This is a genomic window from Aquabacterium sp. (assembly GCF_050725395.1).
GTDB lineage: Bacteria > Pseudomonadota > Gammaproteobacteria > Burkholderiales > Burkholderiaceae_C > Aquabacterium.
Genome location: NZ_JBOHHL010000004.1, coordinates 162,226 through 187,967 on the forward strand (window position 1 = coordinate 162,226; position 25,742 = coordinate 187,967).

Genomic DNA, 25,742 nt, shown 5'->3' on the forward strand with positions numbered 1-25,742 from the left:
GTTCGAAACGATGTCCATGCAGGTTCTCCTGGTTGAATGCCGGGCACCATGCGTCGTGGTGCGGGCCCATTGTCTCCAGCATGAACCGGGCCATCAAGGCCTCTGGTCCGATCGGCTCATGGTGTGGTCGGGGGGCCGATGCCGAACTCGTCGAACACGGTTTGCCAGGCCGCCAGCTTGCGTTCGAAGGACCACGAGGCGTTGGCCGGGCTGGTCGATGGCAGCTTGACCACGGGCAGGCCCAATGCCTGGGTGAGGCGCATGTGGCGCGCCGACTCGCCGCCGTTGTGGGCGATGGCCTTCAGGCCGGGGGCCCATTCGCGCAGTCGGTGCAGCTCGTTCAGCTGTGCCTGCTGGATGGCGCTGTCCAGGCTGCCTTCGCGCTGGCAGTGGGCGTAGACGTCCCAGATGCCCAGGCCATGGGCGCGAGCGGTGTCCAGCCTCGTGGCATACGGCTGGAGGCGCAGGTCGTCCTTGCCCGATAAACCCAGCAAGGCCGAGACGATGGGCCAGAACTGGTTGCGGGGGTGGGCGTAGTACTGCTGGCTGGCCAAAGAGGCCACGCTGGGGAAACTCCCCAGCACCACGATCCGGGTGTCCGGGGTGATGATGGGGCCCAGGCCTTGCAACCTGGGTGGTGTGACCGGTGATGAAGAGCTCATCACCGGTTTATAGCGTGGCCCGCGGCGCGGGCTCAGCCCGCCGTCACTCGTCGATGCCGACGGCCAGTTTCTTCAGGGCGTGCACCGTGGCCCAGACGCCGCACTGGTGGTCACGCTCGAAGTGGCCCCAGTCTTTGGTGGTCACGGCGCCGGGGGCCAGGTCCTGCACGGGTGCGCTCAAGCGGTCGAAACGGCGCCATTGCGGCAGCCCGGGGCCATTGGGATTGCCCTTTGCCGCGAAGTTGGCCCAGTACTTCACCAGTTGGTCGGCCAGGGTCTGTTGCGCGGGGGTGAACACCGGCGAAGGTGTTTCACCCTGGAACAGGTAGGCCAGTTCGGACGAGTGGTAGGCGTCCCAGGTGAAGTAAGGGTCGGGGGCGGCGCCGGGCGCGTTCGGGTCGTTGAACTCGAAAGCATAGGCCTTGGTCAAGCCCGACAAGGTCTTGACGTCGCTCAAGGCGCTGCACGCGTAGAAGTTGTCGGTCACGGCGGCGGCCAGGGCCTTGTCGTACGAGCCATAGCGGGAAGGCGAGTACAGCACGTCGGTGAACAAGGGTGCGAGGGTGGGCCCCACCATGCCTTTCAGGGCCAGGCTGTGGTCGGCGGCGGTCACCCCGCGTTGTTGCCCCAGGTGGAAGGTCAGCGCCACGAACAGGCGGCCTTCGTCATGGTCGCCCCCGAACATCACGGGCACCTTGTTGACGCGCCCCGACTGCAGCAGCTTGTCGGCCGCGTCAGGCAGGATCACGCCATCGATGGCCGGCACCCAAGGTGGTTTGCTGTAGATGATGTCCAGGTTGGGCGGGGTCGCGTTCATCAGCGCCACCGTGCTTTGCTGGCGCATGCAAGCCAACTGTTGCGCACCAGCCGGACAGCCCAGGGATTGGGCCACGGCTTCGGATTTCTCGCGCACATCGGACAAGGGCACATTGCGCAGCAACACGCAGGGCCCGCTTTGCGAGATGGCGCCGTTGAACAGGCCGGCCGATGGCGGCGACAAGAGGTGCAGGCAGGCGCTGTTGCCGCCCGCGGACTGGCCAAAGAGGGTGATGCGGTTCGGGTCACCGCCCAGGCGGCTCGCGTGCTGCTTCACCCAACGCATCGCCGCCTGCTGGTCCTGGATGCCGTAATTGGCGGCGGGGTTTTCAGCTTGCAGGCCCGGCAGGGCCATGAAGCCGAAGATGCCCAGGCGGTAGTTCACCGTCACCACCACGGCCTTGGCCTGGCGGGCCAGCGGCGCGCCGTCGTAGTTCGAGCCGGCACCCAGCACGTAACCTCCGCCATGCAGCCACACCATCACGGGCAGGGGCTGTCCGTCGCTGTTGTCGGGGCGGTAGACGTTCAGGTAGAGGCAGTCCTCAGTCTCGGAGCGTCCGGAAAAAGCACTGGGCTCTTGCGGACAGACGTTGGCGAACTGCGTGGCATCGCGCACACCGGACCAGTGGGCCGGGGCCTGCGGTGCCTTCCAGCGCAAGGGCCCCACGGGTGGTGCTGCGAAGGGCAGGCCTAAAAAACGCGACACGCCATTGCTGGCGAGGCCCTGCGCGGCCCCCTGGTCGGTGTTGATGAGGGGAACGGCCGCATGGGCCGCGGTGCTGGCCCCCATGGCCAAGGCCAGGGCCGACAGGCTTCGACTCAGTATCGATGTGATTTTCATGATGGATCCCTTATGACAAAGTGGACACAGTCGAACTTTTCTTGACTTGGCGACCTCGGTGTTCGCGACTCCCCTCGGGGTGACTCCCCCATGCGACACTGCTGGCCACGCTTTTTGACTGTTTCCCGTTATCGACCTGTGAAGCGCAAACTTAAATTCCCCGAAGCCACCTTGTCGGAATCCCGTGGGGTGAGGTGCCTGCACCTCGACACGCCCTGGATCCAGGGCGCCATGCGCGTCAGCAAACCGCTCAAGCTCGAGCTCGAATACATCCAGCGCATGATGGCGTGGCTGCTGTTGCGCGACCTGTCCGCCTTGCCCGGCACACGCTGCGTGCAACTGGGCCTGGGCGCGGCGGCCATCACCAAGCACTGCCATGCGGTGCTCAAGGTGGCCAGCACCACGGCCGTCGAGATCAACCCAACGGTGATCGGCGTGTGCCGCAACTGGTTCAGCCTGCCCGACAACGATGAGCGCCTGGAGGTGATCCAGATGGACGCCGCACGCTACGTTGGCGACCCGGAACACACCGCCAGTGCCGACGCCTTGTGCGTGGACTTGTACGACCATGAAGCCGCCAGTCCGGTGCTGGACGACGAAGCGTTCTACCGCGATTGCTGGCGCCTGCTGGACGACGGCGGGGTGATGAGCGTTAACCTGTTCGGCCGCGATGCCAGCTTCAAAGTCAGTGCGGGCCGCATCGCCGCGGCCTTTGGCGAGGGGCGCACGGCCATGCTCAAACCCACCCGCGAAGGTAATACCATCGTGCTGGCATGGAAAGGCTTCGATTTGCCAAGCCGAGAAATACTGGCGGAACGCGCCGAATCTTTACAAAGCAGGTTCGAGCTGCCCGCCGGAAAATGGCTCAAGCTTTTGTCCACCTTCACCCCCCGCCCGACGACATGACCGCGTCCAGCCCATCCACCTCCGCCAAGCCTGCCAAGAAGCGCTCCCTCACGCACAAGGGACCGCTGGACTGGAAGTGGCTGCTGGCCTGGATGACCGAAGACGGCCTCATCACCGTCAAGGAAGGCGAGCGCGTGGCCCAGCGTTTCGCCGCTGGCGACAGCGCCCAGCACCCACTGGTGCGCCTGGGGGGCATGGGGCTGAAACGGGCCGACAACGACCACGTGCTGGAACTGGAGGCCCTGACCGAGTGGCTGGCCAAGCACCTGGGTTTGGGCTACCTGCGCATCGACCCTTTGAAGGTGGACGTGGCCCGCGTGTCCGAGGTCATGTCCATCAACTACGCCGAGCGGCGCAAGTGCCTTCCCGTGCAGGTGGGCCTGAACGAGATCACCATCGCCACCAGCGAACCGCTGGACGTGGCCTGGATCGACGAGATCCTGTCGCACACCAAGAAGACCGTGCGCCTGGTGGTGTCCAGCCCGCTCGACCTGCAGCGCTACCGCACCGAGTTCTACACCCTGGCCAAGTCGGTCAAGGATGCGAACAAGAAGACGGGCGACAGCGTGGCCCACAACTTCGAGCAACTGGTCGAGCTGGGCAAGACCAACCGCCAGCTCGATGCCAACGACCAGGGCATCATCCAGGTCGTCGACTGGCTGTGGCAATACGCGTTTGACCAGCGCGCCTCCGACATCCACCTGGAGCCACGCCGCGAGATGGGCGCGATCCGCTTCCGCATCGATGGCGTGCTGCACACGGTCTACCAAGTGCCCCTGTCGGTGATGCAGGCCATGACGGCGCGGATCAAGCTGCTGGGCCGCATGGACGTCGTTGAAAAGCGCCGGCCGCTGGACGGCCGCATCAAGACGCGCAACCCGGCCGGGGACGAAATCGAAATGCGTTTGTCCACCATGCCCACCGCCTTTGGCGAGAAGCTGGTGATGCGGATCTTCGATCCCGACAACACGGTCAAGTCGCTCGAAGCGCTGGGCTTTGCGCCCAGCGAACAGCAGACCTGGGAGCAACTGGTGTCGCGCCCGCACGGCATCATCCTGGTCACCGGACCCACGGGTTCGGGCAAGACGACGACGCTTTATTCCACGCTCAAGCGCATCGCCACCGACGATGTCAACGTCTGCACCATCGAAGACCCGATCGAAATGATCGAGGCTTCGTTCAACCAGACGCAGGTGCAGTCGAACATCGACCTGAACTTTGCCGATGGGCTGCGCGCCTTGATGCGGCAGGACCCGGACATCATCATGGTCGGCGAAATCCGCGACCTTGAAACGGCCGAGATGGCCATCCAGGCTTCGTTGACGGGGCACTTGGTGTTCTCCACGCTGCACACCAACGACGCGGTTTCGGCCATCACGCGGCTGACCGACATTGGCGTGGCGCCTTACCTCATCAGTGCCACGGTGATCGGCGTGCTGGCCCAGCGCCTGGTGCGCACCTTGTGCCCGGTGTGCAAGAAGCCTGACGAGGCGATGTCCGCCGACACGCTGGCCACGGCCATCAAGCCCTGGCGCATGAATGGCACTTTGCGGCCTTACCAGCCGGTGGGGTGCTTGGAGTGCCGCATGACGGGCTTCAAGGGGCGTGTGGGCTTGTATGAACTGCTGCCCATCACCGAAGCTTTGCGCGGGGCCATGAGCCCGACGGTGGACATGGCCAAGTTGCGGCAGGCGGCGGCGCAGGAGGGGTTGCGGCCTTTGCGGCTGTCGGGCGTGATGAAGGTGTCGGAGGGCGTGACCACGCTGGACGAGATCTTGCGCAACACGCCTCAGTGGGAGAGTTGAGGTTCTGCTGGCTGATGCGGCGTGGTGGGGGTGGTGCGCTTTGGCTGGGCAGCGCGAGGCTGGGATGAGGCGGGGGTTGGCGGGCCTCCTATGGTGGCGGTCCTCCGCTTTGCGAAGGACTGCTCTGCGGTGCTCGCCCAGGGCGGGGATCGTCCGAAACTCGCCTTCGGCTCAGACAACGGACGATCCTTTTTCCGCCCGGGCTGCGCTCCTCGACGCCCCCGACGTCGGCCCGCCAACCCCCGCCTCATCCTTGAGCGCCTCGCTGATGGCGTGGCACGTCTGACTGGCCGTGGCTGAGTTCCACGGCCCCACCTCGGCGCGAGCATCGCAAGGCAGTCCCGCGCAGCGGGACCACCAACATGAAGCCCTGTCGGACACCGTCCCAGCCCTCGCCCCGCGCTGCTCGACAAAGCGAGCAACTCAGTTAGAGTCCGTCCGCCGCCGGCCCCGCGCTGGCCGAGAAGTTCTCGACCACGACCTCGCAGCGCACACCCTTGGGCTCGGCCTCGCTCCAGCGCACCGTGCCGCCCAACTGCTTGACGCGTTTGCGCACCCCCCCCAGTCCCAATCCATGAGACCAGGTCTCGGGCGCGCGGCCCAGCCCGTTGTCGGTCACCGTCAAGGACAACTGGTCGTTGGCCAGCACCAGCACCACCTGCACCTTCGAGGCCTTGGCGTGGCTGATGGTGTTGTTGACCAGCTCGCGCAGGATGCGGGTCAGCGCCGACCATTGCACCATCGACAAGGTCACATCGCAGTCCTGCGTCATCTGCCAGTTCAGTTCGCATTGCGCGATGCCCAAACGCTGGTGCAGGTCGCGTTTCCATTCGCCGGCCGCTTCGCTCAGGCCATGGCTTTGCGCGGCCAGGCCTCGCGTCAGCGTCTTCAGGTCCTGCAAGGTGTGGCGGATGTATTCCTCGATGTCGGCGTTGGGCGCCTGGTACATCAGGGTCAGCAGGCGCGCGCCGATGTCGTCGTGCAGGTCTTGCGCGATGCGGATGCGCTCCTCGCTGCGGCCTTGCTCCACGGCCTGGTCGAAGCTCAGCACGCGGTGCAACTGGTCGATGATGCGGTCGGCCAGGCGGGCATCGTCCGAGGTGAACAGGCGCCGGCCCTTGTTCGAATGCTTGAGCACCAACGCATGTCGGGAAGGGCCTTCCTTGGGCCGCAGCGAAGGCAGGCGCACCAGCATCACCGAACCATTGCCCCGCAGTTCTGACGCGGCGACTTCGCCCCGGGCCACGGTGACTTCCAGCGGGTCGAACAGCTCGCGCATCAGCCGCGCCAGCAGGTCATCGGTCTTGGCTGGGCGGCGCTCCAGTTCACGGGCCATGCGGTACAGGCGTTCGAACAAGCGCTCCATGGTGATCGGGTCGCGCCCTGGCAGCCGTGTCATCAGCCAGCGCCGCACCGACATGTACACGCCGAAGGACAGGAACAGCGACAAGGTCATCGAGGTGAACTGGCCCAGTGAGAACACCGCCACGAAGAGCAGGTCGAGCGAGGCGGCCACCGTGCTGGACGCCGCCAGCAGCGAGAACTCCTGCAGGATCTGCTTGGAGCGCGACAGGTAGGGGGCCAGCAGCAGCTGCGAGGCGAAGAACACGTGCCAGGTCATCACACCGAAGGTGGTGATGTTGAGCAGCATGTCGGGCCGCGGTCCGCCCCGCGTGACGGCGAAGCTGAGCAGCACCCAGGTGGCCAGCGTGATGGCCGAGAAGCGCTGCAGCACCAGCGTGAAAGGGTGGGGCGAGGCGCGGTAGGCGGCGCCCATCAGCATGATCGCCGCCGCCGTCATCACCGTGCAGCCGGTGTGCAGCCAGAGCCAACTGCTGGTGCTGTCCAGGCCCAGCGCTGTGACGCCCAGGCCAGCCGCCGTGGCCCAGCCCAAGGCCATGAAATAGGGCCAGCCCTTCAGGCGGCGGGGGTGCAGCACGGCCACCTGGATCATGGCAGCGGCGGTGACCAGGTCCAGGCCGGCGCGCGCGCGCATGTCCAGGGTCATGAACCAGTCCGGCAGGAACAAGTCGAGGTTGGTTTCGACCGCGATGAACATCAGCTGCCCAGCCTGGCTGATGGCGAGGGCGAAGTAGGCCAGGTTGCGCAATTGCGGTCCGGCCAGCACCACCACGGAACCCACGGCGAACAGGGTCAGGGCCAGGGCCGACAACAGCCAGAACAAGGGGCTCAGGCCTGTCCAGCCTCGCCGGGTGATCAGCACGGGTTCGTCCGGGGCGTTGACCAGTTGCAGTTGCACGACTTTGTTGTCAGCCGGCAAGGCCGCGAGCAGGTGCGCCACGCCCAGGTGCAGGTCCACGAAATGCTGGCGTTCCTCGGCATCGCTGATCCAGCGCCCCGAGCGTTGCAGGGCCAGCATCTCGATCGGGGCTTCGAGGACCACGATGCCACCGGAAGGCTGCGTCACCTCGCCGCGCAGGCCTTCGATGATGTGCCCTTCCAGGCGCTGCATGGCCGGGTTGTCCACCGAATGCAGTCGGACGGTGCCTTCGGCCGTGGCGCGCAGGCTGACCGGCAGGCGGGGTTGGCTGGACAGCCATTGCCCGACCAGCAGCACCAGCACAAAGCCCGTCAACACCGCTCCCACCAGCATGCGCAGGCGCCAGCCTATCCAGCGGGGCAGGTCGTGCGAGCCTTGAAGCACCTCGTCCAGCGTGGGGATGTCGCCGGAACTCCCGATCAGCAGATCGGGCGAGCGTGTTGGCGGCGAGGTGTCCGCGGCGGGCATGGTCAAGAGCTCAGACCAGCCCTTGCTTGCTGGCCAGCACCGCCGCTTCGGCGCGGCTGGACACGTTCAGTTTCTTGTAGATGGATTTGATGTGGTCGTTCACCGTGAACCACTTGATGCCCATGAGCGCCGCGATTTCCTTGATGGTGAAGCCCTTGCTGAGGTAGGTCAGCACTTCGCTTTCACGGGGGGTCAGGCGTTCGTGGTCCAGGGGGGCGAGGGGGGCCGGGGCGCTGACCGGGGCCGGCGCGGCGGCGGGCGTCGCGGCGCCTGCCAGCAGGCCGTCGCCCGTGCGGAAGTGGGTCAGCAGGCGGCGCGCGATGGCGGGCGACAGGGGCGGCTGTCCGCGCACGATCTTCTGCAGTTCCTCGACCAGGACCTCGAAGCGGTCCTCCTTGAGCAGGTAGCCGTCAGCGCCGCATTGCAGGGCGGGGAAGAGGTGCTCGTCGTCGGAATAGAGCGTGGTGACGATGCGCGTGGCCGGGTAGTTGGCCAGCTCGGTCAACAATTCCAGGCCGCTGCCATCGGGCAGTTCCAGGTCGACCATGATCAGTTGGTAAGGGTCGTCGCAGGCGGCGGCGCGGCCCCCGGCCTTGTGGCCCAGCAGGCGCCTCGCGGCTTCCAGATCGCCAGCTTCGGCGATGCTGCTGATGTCGCTGAAGCTTTCGCGCACCACGCGGCACAAAAAGCCCCGGGCGACCGGGTTGTCTTCGAGAATCAGAACCTTGACAGCCATGGAGCCCCTCCCGAAGCTTGCGGCACAAAGCGCAAGCCGGGGTTGATCTGCACCCCTGACGACTTGGGGCGAACAATCTTCGATTATCCGCATTCTGAACAGGCCGTCATTCGAAATCGCGTTGTTCCAACACCGAGATGGGTGGTCCTCACTCCTACAATTGGCAACATGCACATACTGATCGCCAACGACGACGGCTACCTGGCCCCTGGCCTCCAGGCACTGGTCGACGCCTGCCAGGGCCTGGGCACGATTGACGTTTTCGCCCCTGAGCGCAACGCCAGCGGGACGTCCAATTCCCTGACCTTGCACCAGCCCCTGACCGTCCACACGGCGGCCAACGGCTTCCGTTTTGTAACAGGCACCCCGTCCGACAGCGTTCACCTGGCCCTGACCGCCGGCCTGATCGCCAAGCCCGATCTGGTGCTGTCCGGCATCAACAACGGCGCCAACATGGGCGACGACACCCTGTATTCGGGCACGGTCGCCGCCGCCACCGAGGGTTTCCTGTTCGGCATCCCGTCCATTGCCTTCTCGCTCACCGACAAGGGCTGGGCCCACCTGGACGTGGCGGCCCGCGTGGCCCGCCGCGTGGTCGAATCCGTCCTGGCCCGCCCTCCCGCGCAAGGCCCTTTTCTGCTGAACGTGAACATCCCGGCCGACCCCAATTCAGACAGCGCCCCCTGGCGCACCACCCGCCTGGGCCGACGCCACGCCAGCTTCCCGGCCATCGCCCAGAACAACCCGCGTGGCGACACCATCTACTGGATCGGCCCGGCCGGCGAGGCCCGCGATGTCGGACAGGGCACCGATTTCGAGGCCGTCAAGCAAGGGGCGGTGTCGATCACCCCGCTGCAGGTCGACATGACGCACCACGCCGCCTTGCCGCAATGGCAAACCTGGGTGGGACAGTCACAGTGAGTGGCAAAACGCCCGACCGCAAAGCCAGCCGCTTCCCCTTGCGGCTGGACCAGGTTGGTTCCACGCCACGCCCTGCGGCCACCCGCGACAACCTGCTCCTGCGCCCGCAGGCCCCTTTGCAGGCCGCCGAGCGCGACCGCAAGGCCGTCATCGCACCCCAGGGCCTGGGCTTGGATTCAGCCCATGTGCGCATGCGCATGGTCGACCGGCTCAAGCTCGATGGCCTGCAGAACCCGCGCGTGCTGGCCGCCTTTGCCCGTGTGCCGCGCCACCTTTTCGTCGACACGGCCCTGGTCAACCAGGCCTACGAAGACACCAGCCTGCCCATCGGCCTGGGCCAGACCATCTCCAAGCCGTCGGTCGTGGGGGCCATGATCGCCTTGCTCTGCGCTCGGCCCGGCCTGGCGCCTGACGTGGTCAGGCCCCTGGGCAATTGCCTTGAGATTGGCACGGGTTGTGGTTACCAGGCCGCTTTGCTGGCCGAACTGTCGCGCCGGGTGATCTCCATCGAACGCCTGCGCGACCTGCACCTGAAAGCCCGCCAGAACCTGGACGCGGTCCGGCGGCAGCTGCCCGGCGCCCAGGACGTGCGGCTGGTGTATGGTGACGGCATGCTGGGCCACGCGCCCGCCGCGCCCTATGACACGATCATCGCGGCGGCGGGGGGCCGCAGTCTGCCGCAAGCCTGGCTGGACCAGCTGGCGCCAGGTGGACGCCTGGTGGCGCCCATGGACGATGGCCGCGGACTGGGGCAGATCCTGACGGTGGTCGACCGCCACCCTGATGGCCGGCTGGAACAGACGTCTTCCGGGGCGGTGCTGTTCGTCCCCTTAAAATCCGGCATCACCTGATGCTTTGGCCGTGGCGTTCATGCGGCCCGCTTTGAGTCTTCCTCACATGCAAATCCTTCTGAATCACCGCTTGCTGGCCAGCGTTGCCCTCGTGTTGTCCCTGGCCGGCTGTGCCACCCACAACCAGCGCGCGCCGGTTGAAGACCGCAACCGCTCAGGCAATGGCGCCAGCGCCTCGTCCGGGCCCGCCAAGGTGCTGCCTGGCGCCGAGAACGCGGGCAAGCCCGGTTACTACACTGTCAAACCCAACGACACCCTCATCCGCATCAGCCTGGAAACCGGACAGAACTGGCGCGATCTGGCCACCTGGAACAACCTCGACAACCCCAACCTGATCGAAGTGGGCCAGGTGCTGCGCGTGGTGGCCCCCGATGCCACGGCCAGCGCCGTGGGCAATGGTGCGTCGTCGACCAAACCCATCGCCGCACCCAGCATCCAGGCGCGGGCCATCGATCCCAAGGCTGCGGCCTCCTCGGCCGCCTCGGGCGTGAAACCAGGTGCTTCGGCGGCAACGGGTGCCGCCAGCACGGCTTCTGGCAGCCAGGCGGCTTCGGCCGCCGAGCCCGTCAAGGATCCCGTCGCCAAAGACCCCCGCGAGGCCGATGAACCCAACTGGCAATGGCCTGCCAATGGCCCCACGCTGGGGGGCTTCGAAGAAGGCAAGCGCAAGGGCCTGGTGATCGGCGGCAAGGCGGGTGACCCCGTGTTCGCCGCCGCCGATGGCCGCGTCGTCTACGCCGGCTCAGGCCTGCGTGGCTACGGCAACCTGGTCATCATCAAGCACAACGCCGAATACCTGACCGCCTACGCGCACAACCAGACCCTGCTGGTCAAGGAAGACCAGGCCGTGCGCAAGGGCCAGAAGATCGCCGAGATGGGCTCGACCGACGCCGAACGCGTGCAACTGCACTTTGAAATCCGCAAGCAAGGCAAGCCCGTCGACCCGGCGCGTCAGCTGCCCACCCGTTGATTGATTGATCGTTGTCCTTGATGTCTGAAGCACATGTTCCCCTTCGCCCGTCCGACGAGTGGCTGAAGGTCGAGTCCCTGGACCTGGAAGCCCAGGGCGTGGCCCACCGCGCCGATGGCAAGGTGGTGTTCATCGAAGGCGCCTTGCCAGGTGAAGAAGTTCGCGCGAATGTCTTTCGCCGCAAGAACAACTGGGAGCAGGGCTCGATGACCGAGATGCGCCGCGAGAGTTCGCAGCGCGTGGTTCCCCAATGCACCCACTTTGGCCTGTGTGGCGGCTGCAAGATGCAACACTTCCACGCGGGTGCCCAGGTGGCCGTCAAGCAGCGCGTGCTGGAAGACAACCTCTGGCACCTGGGCAAGGTCAAGTCCGAAACCCTGCTGCGCCCCATCGAAGGTCCGGCTTGGGGCTACCGCTACCGTGCCCGGCTGTCGGTGCGCCACGTGGTCAAGAAAGGCACCGTGCTGGTGGGCTTCCACGAGCGCAAGTCGCGCTATGTGGCCGACATCAAGTCTTGCGAGATCCTGCCGCCCCATGTGTCGCGCTTGCTGGTGCCCCTGCGCGAGCTGATCGGTGCCATGGAGCATTGCGACCGCGTGCCGCAGATCGAAGTGGCCGTGGGCTCCCAGGTGACGGCCCTGGTGCTGCGCCACCTGGAGGCCTTGAGCCCCCGTGACGTCAAGCTGCTGCGCGACTTCGCGGCCAGGCACAGCGCCCATGACGGCGGTCGCTTTCCGATCGCCTGGTGGTTGCAGTCCAAGGGCCCCGAGACCGTCAAGCCGCTGGACGACACCCAGCCGGGTCTGGACTACACGCTGCCAGAGTTCGGCATCACCATGCCGTTCAAGCCCACCGATTTCACCCAGGTCAACCACGCCATCAACCAGGTGCTGGTGGGCCGCGCCTTGCGCCTGTTGCAGGTGCAGCCCGATGAGCGCGTGATCGACTGGTTCTGCGGCCTGGGCAACTTCACCTTGCCTTTGGCCACGCAAGCCAAAGAAGTGCTGGGCATCGAAGGCAGCGAGCAGCTGGTGGCCCGGTCGCGTGAGAACGCCGCAGCCAATGGCCTGGCCGACCGCACGAGCTTCGTGGCGCGCAACCTGTTCGAACTGACGCCGGCCGAATTGGCCAGCTACGGTCACGCCGACAAGTGGCTGGTCGACCCCCCGCGCGAAGGCGCCTTTGCCCTGGCCAAGGCTGTGGCGGATCTGAACCAGGACCCGACGCTGGCGCCCGACTGGATCCCGCCCAAGCGCATCGTCTACGTCAGCTGCAACCCGGCCACCCTGGCCCGCGACGCCGGCCTGCTGGTGCACCTGGGGGGCTACCGCTGTGTGTCCGCAGGTGCGGTCAACATGTTCCCGCACACGGCCCACGTCGAAAGCATGGCCGTCTTCGAAAAAATCGAGGGTTGATGATCCGCCTGGTTCAGGCCAGGTAGTCGCCGTCGAACAGCGTGTGCCGCTCGGTGCGGTTGCGGCCTGTGGCCTTGGCCTGGTAGAGCGCCTGGTCGGCCCGCTCGATCGTGGCCACGATCGACTCGTCCACCTGGTAGGTGGTCAGGCCGGCCGAGAAGGTCACGCGCAATTCAGGCGAGGCCGAGGTCATCACCGTGTTGCTCAGCATGACGCGGATGCGTTCGATCACCACGGCGGCGTCTTCGCAATCGGTGTCGGTGAAGAGCACCAGGAACTCCTCGCCACCCCAGCGCGCGACCACGTCGGTCTCGCGCAAGCCAGCGGCCACCACATTGGCCAGCGCGCGCAGGACGTCGTCGCCCACACCATGGCCCCACTCGTCATTGATGGCCTTGAAGTGGTCGACGTCGATCAGGCACAGGCAGAAACGGCCGTGGTTGCGGTCGGTGCGCTGGGCTTCGGCGTTCAGCACATTGCCCATGTGCCGCCGGTTGAACAGGCCGGTCAATTCGTCGCGGATGGCCAGCTCCTTGATCTGCGCGAGCGCGGCGGTCAGCTCCACCTTGCGTTGGGTCAGGCGGGCGCGCATCCGGGCCATTTCATGGACGAGCAGGCACACGCTCGCCAGCATGATCAACAGCACGCCGCCATAGACCATCTGCATCTTGGCCACGATCGTGTTCGCGCCGCTGTCGGCCGCGGTTGCCACGAACACTGCGGAGAACGCCAGCCCCGCGAACACGCTGGCGCGGATCAACTGTTTGGAGGTGGTGGTGAACATGCCGAACATCAGGATGATGAACAGCAGCATCAGGGCCACGGGGGCGCCGGGCCCGCCGATCAGGTATCCCCAGGCGAGGATGCCGATCGCGGAGGCCGTCTTGAGTTCCGACATCGAGGGATCGGCCAGTTTCTTGTTCCAGCCGGTGCGCAGCACCACGAAAAAGGCGGCCATGACCGTCAGGCTGGTCCAGGTCAGGTGCCGGCAGGCCTCGGCGTCGATCACGCCCTGGCTCGCGCCGTAGTTCAGGGCGATCACGCCCGCCGAGCAATTGACCATGCCGACGAGGTAACGCAGGCCCAGTTTCTTTTGATGAGGGTCGGCGGAGAACAGCGCATCGCTCAGCCAGCCCAGGCTCAGCCAGCGGTGCAGCCAGAGCTTGTTGCATTGGATGACGGCGGCCAGGCAAACCACGACGGTCAGGGTCAGGGTGCCCCAGGCGATCAGGTAGTGGGCCTGGGCGCTGTGCAGGTCGGTCAAAGAGAATTCGGGCAGGTACTTCAAGGCAAAAAATCACGGTCGGCATGGCTCCCCCAGCATGGCTCGGGGCTCTGGAATCCATTCTGAAACACCCGACCGGGCTTTTTGCCAGGGTTGTACCTGCGGAGTGAGAACTAGTGCAGGGGACGGGCCCCTTGTTCGCGGGAGGGCTAGCCCTGCTGCAGCTGGAGCCAGGCCTGGACCGAGGGGCGCGCCCATTGGCGCTCGACATACACCTTCAATTTCGGCGGCACACGGTCCTGGTTGACCACCAGGCGGTTGAGCATCAAGGCCAGTTCGGTGTCCGCGATGCACCAGGCCCCGAACAGCGGATCTCCGGCCTCGTTGACCAGGGGAGACACCGCCCCGATCAATTGCTGGGCTGCGGCCTGCCCCGTGGGTGACAGGGGCAGGGGACTGGGCTGCTGAAAGATCACGGTGGTGGGCCGGTCTTCTCGCAGGGGCATCAGGTCGCTGCGCAGCCAGGCTTGCAATTGACGCGCTTTGGCCCGGTCGCGGACCGAGGGGGGCAGCACCGTGGGATGGCTGGGCGCGGGAAAGGCGTCTTCCAGGTACTCGATGATGGCCGACGACTCGGACACCGAGAAATCGCCGTGAACCAGGGCAGGGACCCGGCCGGTCAGCGAAAGCTGCTGGTAGCGGCTGGTGTGGTGCGCGTTGTTGACCAGGTCGACTTTTTCGATCGCGAAGGGGATGTTCTTCTCGCGCAGCGCCACGAAGGCGAACATGGCATAGGGGCTGAAGAAGCGGCTGTCGACGTACAGCGTGAGGTTCGAGCTCATGAGGCCTCCCAGTTTGGTTCGAAACAGCATACGCCCAAGTCTGGACACCTGCAAAAAGCAAAAGGCCGGACGTTGCCGCCCGGCCTTTTTTGCCACCTTGTCGGCGTTTCAGGTGGATGGATGCCTGATCAGAGCACCTCGGAGGCGAAGTCCGCCAGGCGCGAGCGCTCGCCACGCGCCAACGTGACGTGGCCGCTGTGAGGCCAGCCCTTGAACTTGTCCACCGCATAGGTCAGGCCCGAGCTGCCTTCGGTCAGGTAAGGCGTGTCGATCTGCGCCAGGTTGCCCAGGCAGATGATCTTGGTGCCTGGCCCGGCCCGCGTGATGAGCGTCTTCATCTGCTTGGGCGTCAGGTTTTGCGCCTCGTCGATGATGACGATCTTGTTCAGGAAAGTGCGACCGCGCATGAAGTTCATGCTCTTGATCTTGATCTTGCTGCGGACCAGATCATTGGCGGCAGCGCGGCCCCACTCGCCAGCGGTGTTGTCGCCACCACGCGCCAGTACTTCCAGGTTGTCGTCCAGCGCGCCCATCCAGGGCGACATCTTTTCTTCTTCCGTGCCAGGCAGGAAGCCGATGTCCTCGCCCACCGGCACCGTCACGCGGGTCACGATGATCTCGGTGTAGCGGCGGTCGTCCAGCACCTGGCTCAGGGCGGCGGCCAGGGTCATCAGCGTCTTGCCGGTGCCGGCCGAACCCGTCAGCGTCACGAAGTCGCATTCGGGGTCCATCAGCAGGTTCAGCGCGAAATTCTGTTCGCGGTTGCGCGCGGCCACGCCCCAGATCGAGTGCTTCTGGTGGCTGAAGTCCTTGACCGTTTTCAGCACGGCCGACTTGCCGGTGATCTCGGTGACCTTGCCGTACCAGGGGGTGGCGCCGGGCGATTCCAGGTACACGAACTGGTTGATCAGCAGCACCGGCACCATCGGGCCGCTGACGCGGTAGAAGGTGATGCCGCCTTGCTGCCAGCTTTCCATGCCCTTGGCGTGACGCTCCCAGAAGTCGTTGGGCAATGGCAGCACACCGGTGTAGAGCAGGTCGCCATCTTCCAGCGTCTTGTCGTTGAAGTAGTCCTCGGCGGGCAGGCCCAGGGCGCGCGCCTTGATGCGCATGTTGATGTCCTTGGACACCAGCGCCACGTCGCGGTCTGGTTGGGCCGTGCGCAGTGCCTGCACCACGCCCAGGATCTGGTTGTCGGCCTTGCCCTGGGGCAGGCCGATGGGCAGTTGAGCGTCCAGGTTCATGGTCTGGAAGTACAGCTTGCCGCGCGCGTCCTTGTGGCCCGTCTTGGACAGCTCGATGCCGGCAGATGGGTCGGACTGGGCGCGGCCCATGTCGGCGGCCAGGGCGTCCAGGTCGCGGCTGACCTGGCGGGCATTGCGCGCCACTTCGGTCATGCCCTTCTTGTGCCCGTCCAGCTCTTCGAGCGTGATCATGGGCAGGTAGACGTCGTGTTCGTCGAAGCGGAACAGGGACATTGGGTCGTGCAGCAACACGTTGGTGTCGAGCACGAACAGCTTGGCGGGACCGGCCGAGCCCTTGCGGCGGCGTGTACCGCCTTGCGTGGCATTGGCGCCGCTGGCGGGCGTGGCGGCGCGCATCGGGAAGGATGGTGAGCCGTCGCTGATCTTTTCAGCCACGACGGGCGTTGGCGATGCAGCGCGTTTGGGCGGCGCGGCGGGCGTGTTACGCGCAGGCGGGGCCAGGTCGTTGACGGTTTGCTGGAAAGCCGGCGTGTTCAAGGGCTCTTTGCCGACCAGTTCCAACACCGGCTGGCGTGCGGGTTTGGCGGGCGTGGCGCGGGTGCTGCTGCGGGCACTGCCCTTGGCGGGTTTGGGCTGCGACGAATAGTCGTCAGCGTTCAGCATGTCAGCACGTTTGGCAGGCGGCTTGGGCAGGGGCATGGTGTTTCCGTTCCTCGGGTGGGCACAAACAAAAAGGCCGCACAGAACACTGTGCGGCCTCACGCTGATCTTGCAGGCAAGAATGACTTGCCATTCGGGGTTCACAAAGGGGGCTGAGTCGGTACAAGCTCAGAAGCATGGTTTGATTATGCACACTCCATGCCCGGCGCGTGGACGTGTCGGAGGCGAGCAACACGCCTCTTTGTCACGCTTTGTGAACCGGGCTGGTCTCGACAGCCCGATCAGGCCGCTTCTTTTTTCAGGTCCTTGACGGCCTTGAGCACGGCGTCGACGTGGTCGGCCACTTTGATGCCGCGCCACTCTTCGCGAAGGATGCCGCCAGCGTCGATCAGGAAAGTGCTGCGCTCGATGCCCTTGACCTTCTTGCCGTACATGATCTTGTTCTTGACCACACCGAACATGTGGCAAAGCTTTTCTTCAGTGTCGGCAATGAGTTCGTAGGGCAATTCAAGGTTTTCCTTGAACTTGTCGTGCGAAGCAAGGTTGTCGCGGGAGACACCGAACACGATGGCGCCAGCCTTGATGAATTCCTTGTGCTTGTCGCGGAATTGCATGGCTTCGGTGGTGCAACCGGGGGTGTGATCCTTGGGGTAGAAATACAGCACCACGGTCTGGCCGACGAAGGCCTGGGGGGTGAATTTCACTCCACCCGTGGCGACAGCTTCAAATTCCGGCAAAGGTTTGTTGAGGGCGGGTGTCATGTTCTACTATTGATCAGCCTGCGTGAATAACCCGAGATTATAAAGCGCTTAGGGGCCTACCCCCAAGGCGCGGGGGGATCTCCCCCAAATTAGGGCCCCTAAGGCACTTTTCAAGGGCGTTTTCAGGGGCTGACCAGCAGGGCCGCCACCACGCGACGCCCCTCGCCAACCAGGATGTTGTATGTGCGGCACGCCGCCGGGGTGTCCATGGTCTCGACCCCGATCCGCTTTTGCATGAGGCCCTTCATCAGGGCTGGCGAGGCGAATTTCAGGCTCGGGCCGCTGCCAAACACCACCAATTCCGGCTCCATGGCCAGGATTTGCTCGAAATGGCTGGCAGTGAGGTCGGCCACGCCGGCGGCATTCCAGGGAACCGGATCGCCAGTGGGAGGCACGAGCACGCTGCTGAGGTGGTCCACGCCGTTGATGGACACCGACCGCGGGGTGTAGGCATTGATGACGTTGACGCCTTCGGCTTTGTCGGCTTGGAGTTTCATGGGGACGCAAAGTTAGGGGGCTGTGGTTAAATTCTATTTCTTTGCCCCTCGCGATCGCGCGATCCCCGTCCGGAGACCTTTGTTTTGAACCCGATCACCAAGTCCAGCAAGCTCGCCAGCGTCTGTTACGACATCCGTGGGCCGGTCCTGGAGAAGGCCCGGCAAATGGAAGAGGACGGGCACAAGATCATCAAGCTGAACATTGGCAACCTGGCCGTGTTCGGGCTGGAGCCGCCTGACGAGATCGTGCAGGACATGATCCGCAACCTGTCGAGCGCGGCGGGTTACACCGATTCCAAAGGCCTGTTCGCGCCGCGCAAGGCGATCGTGCACTACTGCCAGGAAAAGGGCATCCAGGGCGTGACGGTCGACGATGTCTACCTGGGCAATGGCGCCTCCGAACTGATCGTGATGTCGCTCAACGCGCTGCTCAACGATGGCGACGAGGTGCTGCTGCCGGCGCCTGACTACCCGCTGTACACGGCGGCGGTGTCGCTGTCGGGTGGCAAGCCGGTGCATTACATCTGCGACGAAGACCATGAATGGTTCCCCGACCTGGCCGACATCCGCGCCAAGATCACGCCGCGCACCAAGGCCATCGTCGTCATCAATCCGAACAACCCGACCGGTGCGCTGTACCCGGACAGCATCCTGCAAGGCATCGTCGACATCGCGCGCGAGCACCAGTTGATGGTGTTCTCCGATGAGATCTACGACAAGACTTTGTTCGACGGGAACACCCACACCAGCATCGCCTCGCTGGCCGACGACGTGTTCTTTTTGACCTTCAATGGGCTGAGCAAGAACTACCGATCGTGCGGTTACCGCGCCGGCTGGATGGTGGTCTCGGGCGAGAAGAAGCATGCGGGCGACTACATCGAAGGTCTGAACATGCTGGCCTCGATGCGCCTGTGCGCCAACACGCCGGGCCAGTTGGCCATTCAGACGGCGCTGGGCGGCTACCAAAGCATCAAGGACCTGGTGGGGCCGGGCGGACGCCTGCTGCGCCAGCGCGATCTGGCGTACGAACTGTTGTCCAAGATCCCGGGCGTGAGCGTGGTCAAGCCCAAGGCGGCGCTGTACATGTTCGTTCGCCTGGATTCCAAGCTTTACCCCATCGCCGACGACCAGCAATTCGCCTACGAGCTGCTGGCCGAGGAAAAAGTGCTGATCGTGCAGGGCACGGGCTTCAACTGGGCCCACCCCGACCACTTCCGCCTCGTGTTCTTGCCCAACAGCGACGACCTGGCCGAGGCCATCGGGCGCATCGCGCGCTTCCTCGACAACTACCGCAAGCGCCACGCGTGATTGCGCTTCACCTGACAACGACCTCGACCTTTTCCAGAGATTCCATGAGCTCCACTTCGCAAAAACCCGTTCAAGTTGGCCTGCTGGGCATCGGCACCGTCGGTGGCGGCACCTTCACCGTGCTGCGGCGCAACCAGGAAGAGATCCGCCGACGCGCGGGCCGGGGCATCGAGATTGCAATGGTGGCCGACCTGAACACCGAGCTGGCCCGCCAGGTGGTGGGCGATGCCGCCCAGATCGTGTCCGACGCCCGCCAGGTGATCGCCAATCCCGACATCGACGTGGTGGTGGAATTGATTGGTGGCTACGGCATCGCCAAGGCGCTGGTGCTGGAGGCCATCGCGGCCGGCAAGCACGTGGTCACGGCCAACAAGGCCCTGCTGGCAGTGCACGGCACCGAGATTTTCGCGGCCGCGAGCGCCAAGGGCGTGATCGTGGCCTTCGAAGCGGCGGTGGCCGGTGGCATTCCCATCATCAAGTCGCTGCGCGAAGGCCTGACGGCCAACCAGATCCAGTGGGTGGCCGGCATCATCAATGGCACCACCAACTTCATCCTGTCCGAGATGCGCGACAAGGGCCTGGACTTCGACGTGGTGTTGAAAGAAGCGCAACGCCTGGGTTACGCCGAAGCCGACCCCACCTTCGACATCGAGGGCGTGGACGCCGCCCACAAAGCCACGCTGCTCAGCGCCATCGCCTTCGGCATCCCCGTGCAGTTCGACAAGGCGCACGTGGAAGGCATCACCAAGCTGTCGGCGACCGACATCAAGTACGCCGAGCAACTGGGCTACCGCATCAAGCTGCTGGGCATCGCGCGCCGCCGCGACACGGGCATTGAGCTGCGCACGCACCCCACGCTGGTGCCGGTGCGCCGCCTGATCGCCAATGTGGAAGGCGCGATGAACGCCGTGCTGGTGCAAGGCGATGCCGTGGGCACCACGATGTACTACGGCAAGGGCGCGGGCGCCGAGCCGACCGCATCCGCCGTGGTGGCCGACCTGGTGGACATCGCCCGCCTGATCGACGCGGCCCCCGAGGCCCGCGTGCCGCACCTGGCTTTCCAGCCCGACGAGATGTCGGCGCTGCCTATCCTGCCGATCGACGAAGTGATCACCTCGTTCTACCTGCGCTTGCGCGTGGCCGACAAGGCCGGCGTCCTGGCCAAGCTCACGGGCATCCTGGCCGAACAGGGCATCAGCATCGACGCGGTGATCCAGCGCGAGGCCGACGAGGTGAGCGGCGAAGGCAACCAGACCGACCTGATCATCTTGACGCACGACACGCGCGAAGGCAACCTGAACCAGGCCCTGGCCGCCATGCAGGCGCTGCCCACCGTGCTGGCGCCCATCGTGCGCCTGCGCAAGGAAGAACTGGCATGAAGTACATCAGCACCCGTGGCGACCAGACGCAGCGCGGCTTCTCCGAGATCCTGCTGGAGGGCTTGGCGCCCGATGGCGGCCTCTACCTGCCCACCGCCTACCCCAAGATCGACGATGCCACGCTGACGAAGTGGCGCGGCCTGTCGTACGCCGAACTGGCGTATGAAATCCTGTCGCTCTACATCGACGACATCCCCGCCGCCGACCTGAAGACGATCGCGACCAAGACTTACACCAAGGCGGTGTACGGCTTCGACGAGATCACGCCGCTGAAGAAGCTGGAAGAAGGCGTCTACCTGCAAGCCCTGTCGAACGGCCCCACGCTGGCCTTCAAGGACATGGCCATGCAATTGCTGGGCAACCTGTTCGAGTACGAACTGGGCCGCCGTGGCGAACAGCTCAACATCCTCGGCGCCACCTCGGGTGACACCGGCAGCGCGGCCGAATACGCCATGCGCGGCAAGCAGGGCGTGCGCGTGTTCATGCTCTCGCCGCATGGCCGCATGAGCCCTTTCCAGCAGGCCCAGATGTTCAGCCTGCAAGACCCCAACATCCACAACCTGGCGGTCGAAGGCGTGTTCGACGATTGCCAAGACATCGTCAAGGCCGTGTCCAACGACCTGGCTTTCAAGCGCCAGTACAAGATCGGCACGGTCAACTCCATCAACTGGGCGCGCTTGCTGGCCCAGGTGGTGTACTACTTCGCCGGCTATTTCTACGCCACCAAATCGAACGACCAGAAGGTCAGCTTCACGGTGCCTTCGGGCAACTTCGGCAACATCTGCGCTGGCCACGTGGCGCGGATGATGGGCCTGCCCGTGCAGAAGCTGGTGGCCGCCACCAACGAAAACGACGTGCTCGACGAGTTCTTCCGCACCGGCACCTACCGCGTGCGCAAGGGCGCCGAGACGTACGAAACGTCCAGCCCGTCGATGGACATCTCCAAGGCCTCGAACTTCGAGCGCTTCGTGTTCGACCTGCTGGGCCGCGACGGTGCCCGGGTCAAGGCCTTGTTCAAGGACGAGGTCGAGGTGAAGGGCGCCTTCCAGGTCAGCGCCGACGAATTCAAGCAGATCTCGCAGTACGGCTTTGCCTCGGGCAAGAGCACGCACGCCGACCGCTTGGCCACGATCAAGAACACCTTCGACCGCTTTGGTGTGATGGTCGACACCCACACGGCCGACGGTCTGAAGGTGGCACGCGAGCAGTTGACGCCCGGTGTGCCCATGCTGGTGCTGGAAACCGCCTTGCCGGCCAAGTTCGCCGAGACCATCCTGGAGGCCACGGGCCGCCAACCGGATCGTCCCCACTGGATCGCTGGTCTGGAAGGGCTGGAGGACCGCCCCAAGCGCTTCACCGTGTTGCCGCCCGACGTGGAGATGATCAAGGACTACATCGTCCGCCACTGCCAGGACTGAGGTCGCCCGATGGCCAGCTTCGTGCCCAAACCCCTGATCCCGCTGGACGATGCACTGCGGGACTTGCGCGAAGCCGTGCAGCAGCATGCGGCGCTGGCCACCGAACAAATTGACAGCTTCGAGGCCCTGGGCCGCGTGCTGGCCCAAGACTTGGTGTCGGGCGTGGACGTGCCGCCGCTGGACAACAGCGCCATGGACGGCTATGCCGTGCGCGGTGCCGATGTGACGGCGGATGGCGTCTCCTTGCCCCAGTCGCAGCGCATTGCCGCTGGCCAGGTCGGCCGCGAACTGCCCCCCGGCACCTGCGCCCGCATTTTCACCGGTGCGCCGGTGCCTGCCGGTGCCGATGCCGTGGTGATGCAGGAGCAATGCGAAGTCAGCCCAGAGGGGGTGCGCTTCTTGAACATGCCCCAGCCTGGGCAGAACATCCGGCTGCGCGGCGAGGACATCGCCCAGGGCGCCACCGTGCTGTCGCGCGGCTTGCGCCTGTCGGCTGGCGCCCTGGGCGTGGCGGCCTCGGTGGGGGCGGCCAGCCTTTCGGTGTTCAAGCGGCCGCGCGTGGCCTTGCTGACCACCGGCAACGAGCTGGTCATGCCTGGCCAGCCCTTGCCGCCGGGCGCGATCTACAACTCCAATCGGCACGCTTTGCGCGGGCTCATCCAGGGCACGGGCGCGCACAGCAGCGACCTGGGCATCATCCCCGACGACTTGCTGGCCACGCGTGAGATGCTGCGACTGGCCGCCTGGGACCATGATTTGATCCTGACCAGCGGCGGCGTGTCGGTGGGAGAGGAAGACCACCTCAAGGCCGCCGTGCAGGCCGAAGGCGAACTGCATTTCTGGCAATTGGCCATCAAGCCGGGCAAGCCCTTCGTGTTCGGCCGCATCCGCCGCACCGACGGCTCGCGGGCGCTGTACATGGGCCTGCCGGGCAACCCGGCGGCCAGTTTCGTCACCTTCCTGCTGCTGGTGCGGCCAGTGCTGGGCGTGTTGGCGGGCGAGCCCTGGTGCTGGCCCACACCCACTTTGTTGCGCGCCGATTTCGACTGGCCCCGGGCCGACAAGCGCCGCGAGTTCGTGCGCGTGCGTCGCAATGCGGCGGGCGGTGTCAGCCTGTACCCGCACCAGGGTTCGGGCGTGCTGACCTCGGCCGTGTGGGCCGATGGGCTGGTCGACCTGGCGCCTGGCCAGACCGTGCAACGCGGTGATGTGGTTTCGTTCACCGCCTTGTCCGACTGGCTGTCGCCGCCAGCGGTGCAATGCCAGGCTTGAGGCGCGGGCCCCCATGAAAATCAACGTGCGTTACTTTGCCCAGGTGCGCGAAAAACTGGGCCCTGGCGAAGCGTTGGACTGGCCTGAGGGCGCCGCTGAGGTGCCCGCCACCGTGGGCGAGTTGCGCCAATGGCTGATCGGCCGTTCACCGGCCCATGCCCAGGCGCTGGATGCCGCCTTGCCATTGCGTGCCGCCTGCAACCAGTTGATGTGTTCCGCGCAAGAGCCTTTGCCTGATGGCGCGGAAATCGCTTTCTTCCCGCCCGTGACTGGAGGCTGATGCCGTGGCTGTCCCGCGCGTGTCCGTGCAAGCCGAGGATTTCGACCTGTCGACCGAGGTGGCCCGGCTGCGCGGCAACGACGGCCGCGTCGGTGCGGTGGTGAGCTTCGTGGGCACGGTGCGCGACTGGCTGCCGGCGGAGGCGACCACGAAACAGGGTGATGGTCTTGGCGCCTGCCTGGAGTTGGAGCACTACCCGGGCATGACCGAATCGGCCATCGACGCCATGATCGACGAGGCGGGCCGCCGTTTCGATTTGTGCGGCGCGCGTGTCATCCACCGGGTGGGGCGCCTGGCCGTGGGCGATCAGATCGTGCTGGTGGTGACGGCGTCCAGCCACCGAGGCCAGGCCTTCTCGGCTTGCGAGTTCCTGATGGATTGGCTGAAGACCCACGCACCCTTCTGGAAAAAAGAGATTTCCGCAAATGGCGCCCACTGGGTGGAGGCCAAAGCCAGTGATGACGAAGCCCTGGCACGTTGGGGAGGCTCCGCATGAGTCCCTGGTTCCTGGGTTCGGCGGTGGCGCTGGGGGCGGTGTTCGGTGCCCTGGTCCGCTGGGGAGCGGCTTTGCTTTTCAACCCAGTCTGGGGTGGTTTTCCGCTGGGCACCCTGGTGGTCAATGCGGTGGGGGGCTTGCTGGCCGGCATGGCCTTCGTGGCCTTCAGCCGCTACCCCCATGAACCGCTGCGGCTGTTGCTGGTGACGGGGTTTCTGGGTGGTTTGACGACCTTCTCGTCTTTTTCCGCCGAATCCCTGTCCTTGCTGGAAAAAGGTCGCTTCGACCTCGCAGCGTTTCACACCTCGGCCCACGTGCTCGGTGCCTTGGCTTGCGCCGCCGTGGGCGCGCGCGCCATGCGTTGGTACCTCGCTTAACGCGCAATCAGCACCGCGGCCGGTATTTCGCCCGGTATTTTCACCATTTGGTATTGAAGGCGGGCGCCCAAACTGCCGATAAGGTCTGATCGGACTGCTTCTCGAACTGGGCGCATGTTTTCTGTCGATATTTTCAGTTGCTATGCGGTGGCGGGCGTCGGCTCCCTGGTGGGATTGGGCCTGATTTCGCTCATCCAGACCGAGCAACCGCGCGTGAGCTACGCGCTGTTTCTGTACCGCTGTGCCTTCGTGTGCCTGGCGATGCTGGGCGCGGTGATCTTCGCCCCGCCGGATTTGGCCCCTTGGGTGGCCAAGGGCGTCATTGGCTTCGCCGGCATGGGCGTGACGCTGTTGGCCTGGGCATTTCGGCAGTTGAACGGGCGGCGCACGCCGCCCTGGCTGGGCACTTTGGCCACCATCGCCATGGGAGCGAGCCTGTGGGGGTTCGCCTTCGGCAGCGACGAGGTTTATGAACAGGCCCTGGGCATCACCTTCGCGGTGGTCAGCCTGGGCATGGCCATCGACCAAGGCTGGCTGATCTTGCGCAGTGCGCGCGTCAATCGCAGTGAGCTGACTTTGCTGGTCGTGGCCGGCGGTTTTGCCTTGCATTGGGTGTTTTTCCTGGTCAATGTGCTGACGGTGCCCGGCCCTTACCCGGCCCACTGGCTGCACAGCCCGGGCTGGTTGTTGCCCATCAGCGGCATCAGTTTCGCGCTGCTGCCCCTGGCGGTGGCCTCGGTGGTCTTCGCCATCATCAATGACCGCTTGAACCAGCAACTGCGCGCTCGTGCGCTGTCCGACGAGTTGACCGGTGCCCTGTCGCGCCGGGGCCTGCGCGAGCTGGGCGAACGCATGCTGGCCATGCAAGAGCACCAACCCAGCCTGGTCGCCGTGCTGATGCTGGACGTCGACTACTTCAAAGCCGTGAACGACCGCTATGGCCACCTGATCGGCGACGACGTGCTCAAGCACATCACCCACGTGGTGCGCGACCGACTGCGCGAAGACGCCTTGCTGGCCCGCTACGGTGGCGAGGAATTCACCATCCTGTTGCCGGTGCACACCACGCAGGAAGCCCACGGCGTGGCCGAACGCCTGCGCCACGCCATCGAATCAACGCCCTGCGAAACCAAGGTGGGGCCAATCCGGATCACCATCAGCATCGGGGTGAGTTTCCACTGCCCCAACAGCTCGCTGGAAGAAGACCTCTCGCGCGCCGACGTGCGTTTGTACGAGGCCAAGCAGAACGGTCGCAACCGCGTGGTCTTCGGCGACAACGACTGTTGACCTTGAAATGGGGGCCAGGCGCCCCATCTGCATGAGCAATCGGCCCACCCAGACACGGGCCTC

23 protein-coding genes are annotated in these 25,742 nt (G+C 65.3%); 14 read left to right on the top strand and 9 right to left on the bottom strand.

Translation table 11 applies throughout. The features are described from left to right. Positions 1-116 precede the first annotated feature (116 nt). Both ACREB4_RS04435 and ACREB4_RS04440 read right to left on the bottom strand, forming a co-directional pair. Positions 117-662: a DNA-deoxyinosine glycosylase gene (locus ACREB4_RS04435; RefSeq protein WP_431586982.1), complete on the bottom strand. Its 546-nt coding sequence runs from the start codon at positions 660-662 to the stop codon at positions 117-119. Positions 663-705: 43 nt separating this feature from the next. Further along, entirely contained in the window at positions 706-2,319 is a 1,614-nt protein-coding gene (locus ACREB4_RS04440) for a carboxylesterase/lipase family protein (protein ID WP_431586983.1), read from the bottom strand. 138 nt (positions 2,320-2,457) lie between these two features. Between ACREB4_RS04440 and ACREB4_RS04445 the strand changes: the two genes are divergently transcribed. Together ACREB4_RS04445 and ACREB4_RS04450 are read left to right on the top strand one after the other, a co-directional pair. Next, complete coding sequence (locus ACREB4_RS04445; protein ID WP_431586984.1) at positions 2,458-3,225, top strand: spermidine synthase; 768 nt, start codon at positions 2,458-2,460, stop codon at positions 3,223-3,225. Beyond that, positions 3,222-5,030: a GspE/PulE family protein gene (locus ACREB4_RS04450; RefSeq protein WP_431586985.1), complete on the top strand. Its 1,809-nt coding sequence runs from the start codon at positions 3,222-3,224 to the stop codon at positions 5,028-5,030. Before ACREB4_RS04445 ends, ACREB4_RS04450 begins: the two co-directional genes overlap by 4 nt. A gap of 427 nt (positions 5,031-5,457) precedes the next feature. Here ACREB4_RS04450 and ACREB4_RS04455 read toward each other — a convergent pair whose 3' ends face one another. Continuing rightward, complete coding sequence (locus ACREB4_RS04455) at positions 5,458-7,779, bottom strand: sensor histidine kinase (protein ID WP_431586986.1); 2,322 nt, start codon at positions 7,777-7,779, stop codon at positions 5,458-5,460. A 10-nt stretch (positions 7,780-7,789) separates the two neighbouring features. After that, the gene (locus tag ACREB4_RS04460) at positions 7,790-8,515 is read right to left on the bottom strand and encodes a LuxR C-terminal-related transcriptional regulator (RefSeq protein WP_431586987.1); all 726 of its coding nucleotides are present in this window, start codon (positions 8,513-8,515) and stop codon (positions 7,790-7,792) included. Between the two features lie 168 nt (positions 8,516-8,683). On the opposite strand from ACREB4_RS04460, the gene surE reads away from it, so the two are divergent. The 4 genes from surE to rlmD are packed head-to-tail and all read left to right on the top strand — an operon-like array spanning position 8,684 to position 12,672. Then, complete coding sequence (gene surE, locus ACREB4_RS04465; RefSeq protein WP_431586988.1) at positions 8,684-9,436, top strand: 5'/3'-nucleotidase SurE; 753 nt, start codon at positions 8,684-8,686, stop codon at positions 9,434-9,436. Further along, positions 9,433-10,287 (top strand): protein-L-isoaspartate O-methyltransferase, encoded by an 855-nt coding sequence (pcm, locus tag ACREB4_RS04470; RefSeq protein WP_431586989.1) that lies wholly within the window; start codon positions 9,433-9,435, stop codon positions 10,285-10,287. The genes surE and pcm overlap by 4 nt, the downstream gene beginning before the upstream one ends. A gap of 46 nt (positions 10,288-10,333) precedes the next feature. Beyond that, complete coding sequence (locus tag ACREB4_RS04475; RefSeq protein ID WP_431586990.1) at positions 10,334-11,257, top strand: peptidoglycan DD-metalloendopeptidase family protein; 924 nt, start codon at positions 10,334-10,336, stop codon at positions 11,255-11,257. 20 nt (positions 11,258-11,277) lie between these two features. Beyond that, the gene (gene rlmD / locus ACREB4_RS04480) at positions 11,278-12,672 is read left to right on the top strand and encodes a 23S rRNA (uracil(1939)-C(5))-methyltransferase RlmD (RefSeq protein WP_431586991.1); all 1,395 of its coding nucleotides are present in this window, start codon (positions 11,278-11,280) and stop codon (positions 12,670-12,672) included. A 13-nt stretch (positions 12,673-12,685) separates the two neighbouring features. Here rlmD and ACREB4_RS04485 read toward each other — a convergent pair whose 3' ends face one another. From ACREB4_RS04485 to ACREB4_RS04505, 5 genes are all read right to left on the bottom strand, one after another. Further along, the gene (locus ACREB4_RS04485) at positions 12,686-13,960 is read right to left on the bottom strand and encodes a diguanylate cyclase (protein WP_431586992.1); all 1,275 of its coding nucleotides are present in this window, start codon (positions 13,958-13,960) and stop codon (positions 12,686-12,688) included. Between the two features lie 146 nt (positions 13,961-14,106). After that, positions 14,107-14,739 (bottom strand): glutathione transferase, encoded by a 633-nt coding sequence (yfcF, locus tag ACREB4_RS04490; protein WP_431586993.1) that lies wholly within the window; start codon positions 14,737-14,739, stop codon positions 14,107-14,109. 128 nt (positions 14,740-14,867) lie between these two features. Then, positions 14,868-16,643 (bottom strand): PhoH family protein, encoded by a 1,776-nt coding sequence (locus ACREB4_RS04495; RefSeq protein ID WP_431586994.1) that lies wholly within the window; start codon positions 16,641-16,643, stop codon positions 14,868-14,870. Positions 16,644-16,885: 242 nt separating this feature from the next. Beyond that, positions 16,886-17,365 (bottom strand): peroxiredoxin, encoded by a 480-nt coding sequence (locus tag ACREB4_RS04500; protein ID WP_431586995.1) that lies wholly within the window; start codon positions 17,363-17,365, stop codon positions 16,886-16,888. 122 nt (positions 17,366-17,487) lie between these two features. After that, positions 17,488-17,862, bottom strand: a complete 375-nt coding sequence (locus ACREB4_RS04505; RefSeq protein ID WP_431586996.1) for an Mth938-like domain-containing protein — start codon at positions 17,860-17,862, stop codon at positions 17,488-17,490. 84 nt (positions 17,863-17,946) lie between these two features. On the opposite strand from ACREB4_RS04505, the gene ACREB4_RS04510 reads away from it, so the two are divergent. The 8 genes from ACREB4_RS04510 to ACREB4_RS04545 all read left to right on the top strand — a co-directional run bounded on the left by ACREB4_RS04510 (position 17,947) and on the right by ACREB4_RS04545 (position 25,679). Continuing rightward, on the top strand, positions 17,947-19,170 hold the full coding sequence (locus ACREB4_RS04510; protein WP_431586997.1) for a pyridoxal phosphate-dependent aminotransferase: 1,224 nt from the start codon (positions 17,947-17,949) through the stop codon (positions 19,168-19,170). Between the two features lie 44 nt (positions 19,171-19,214). After that, complete coding sequence (locus tag ACREB4_RS04515) at positions 19,215-20,549, top strand: homoserine dehydrogenase (protein ID WP_431586998.1); 1,335 nt, start codon at positions 19,215-19,217, stop codon at positions 20,547-20,549. Continuing rightward, positions 20,546-21,967: a threonine synthase gene (gene thrC / locus ACREB4_RS04520; protein WP_431586999.1), complete on the top strand. Its 1,422-nt coding sequence runs from the start codon at positions 20,546-20,548 to the stop codon at positions 21,965-21,967. Before ACREB4_RS04515 ends, thrC begins: the two co-directional genes overlap by 4 nt. Positions 21,968-21,976: 9 nt before the next feature. Then, the gene (locus ACREB4_RS04525; protein ID WP_431587000.1) at positions 21,977-23,239 is read left to right on the top strand and encodes a molybdopterin molybdotransferase MoeA; all 1,263 of its coding nucleotides are present in this window, start codon (positions 21,977-21,979) and stop codon (positions 23,237-23,239) included. Positions 23,240-23,252: 13 nt separating this feature from the next. Further along, a complete protein-coding gene (locus ACREB4_RS04530; protein ID WP_431587001.1) occupies positions 23,253-23,519 on the top strand; it encodes a MoaD/ThiS family protein in 267 nt (88 codons plus the stop codon). A 4-nt stretch (positions 23,520-23,523) separates the two neighbouring features. Further along, entirely contained in the window at positions 23,524-24,015 is a 492-nt protein-coding gene (locus ACREB4_RS04535; protein WP_431587002.1) for a molybdenum cofactor biosynthesis protein MoaE, read from the top strand. Beyond that, positions 24,012-24,392 (top strand): CrcB family protein, encoded by a 381-nt coding sequence (locus ACREB4_RS04540; protein WP_431587003.1) that lies wholly within the window; start codon positions 24,012-24,014, stop codon positions 24,390-24,392. The genes ACREB4_RS04535 and ACREB4_RS04540 overlap by 4 nt, the downstream gene beginning before the upstream one ends. 114 nt (positions 24,393-24,506) lie before the next feature. Continuing rightward, on the top strand, positions 24,507-25,679 hold the full coding sequence (locus ACREB4_RS04545) for a GGDEF domain-containing protein (protein ID WP_431587004.1): 1,173 nt from the start codon (positions 24,507-24,509) through the stop codon (positions 25,677-25,679). Positions 25,680-25,742 lie beyond the last annotated feature (63 nt).

Excerpts from the sequence above, each read along its gene's own strand:
- thrC (WP_431586999.1), top strand. The coding sequence starts at position 20,546 with ATGAAGTACATCAGCACCCGTGGCGACCAGACGCAGCGCGGCTTCTCC.
- ACREB4_RS04475 (WP_431586990.1), top strand. The coding sequence starts at position 10,334 with ATGCAAATCCTTCTGAATCACCGCTTGCTGGCCAGCGTTGCCCTCGTG.
- ACREB4_RS04540 (WP_431587003.1), top strand. The coding sequence starts at position 24,012 with ATGAGTCCCTGGTTCCTGGGTTCGGCGGTGGCGCTGGGGGCGGTGTTC.
- yfcF (WP_431586993.1), bottom strand. The coding sequence starts at position 14,739 with ATGAGCTCGAACCTCACGCTGTACGTCGACAGCCGCTTCTTCAGCCCC.
- ACREB4_RS04545 (WP_431587004.1), top strand. The coding sequence starts at position 24,507 with ATGTTTTCTGTCGATATTTTCAGTTGCTATGCGGTGGCGGGCGTCGGC.
- ACREB4_RS04460 (WP_431586987.1), bottom strand. The coding sequence starts at position 8,515 with ATGGCTGTCAAGGTTCTGATTCTCGAAGACAACCCGGTCGCCCGGGGC.
- rlmD (WP_431586991.1), top strand. The coding sequence starts at position 11,278 with ATGTCTGAAGCACATGTTCCCCTTCGCCCGTCCGACGAGTGGCTGAAG.
- ACREB4_RS04435 (WP_431586982.1), bottom strand. The coding sequence starts at position 662 with ATGAGCTCTTCATCACCGGTCACACCACCCAGGTTGCAAGGCCTGGGC.
- ACREB4_RS04450 (WP_431586985.1), top strand. The coding sequence starts at position 3,222 with ATGACCGCGTCCAGCCCATCCACCTCCGCCAAGCCTGCCAAGAAGCGC.
- ACREB4_RS04515 (WP_431586998.1), top strand. The coding sequence starts at position 19,215 with ATGAGCTCCACTTCGCAAAAACCCGTTCAAGTTGGCCTGCTGGGCATC.
- ACREB4_RS04505 (WP_431586996.1), bottom strand. The coding sequence starts at position 17,862 with ATGAAACTCCAAGCCGACAAAGCCGAAGGCGTCAACGTCATCAATGCC.
- surE (WP_431586988.1), top strand. The coding sequence starts at position 8,684 with ATGCACATACTGATCGCCAACGACGACGGCTACCTGGCCCCTGGCCTC.
- ACREB4_RS04500 (WP_431586995.1), bottom strand. The coding sequence starts at position 17,365 with ATGACACCCGCCCTCAACAAACCTTTGCCGGAATTTGAAGCTGTCGCC.
- ACREB4_RS04455 (WP_431586986.1), bottom strand. The coding sequence starts at position 7,779 with ATGCCCGCCGCGGACACCTCGCCGCCAACACGCTCGCCCGATCTGCTG.
- ACREB4_RS04495 (WP_431586994.1), bottom strand. The coding sequence starts at position 16,643 with ATGCCCCTGCCCAAGCCGCCTGCCAAACGTGCTGACATGCTGAACGCT.
- ACREB4_RS04530 (WP_431587001.1), top strand. The coding sequence starts at position 23,253 with ATGAAAATCAACGTGCGTTACTTTGCCCAGGTGCGCGAAAAACTGGGC.
- ACREB4_RS04440 (WP_431586983.1), bottom strand. The coding sequence starts at position 2,319 with ATGAAAATCACATCGATACTGAGTCGAAGCCTGTCGGCCCTGGCCTTG.
- ACREB4_RS04525 (WP_431587000.1), top strand. The coding sequence starts at position 21,977 with ATGGCCAGCTTCGTGCCCAAACCCCTGATCCCGCTGGACGATGCACTG.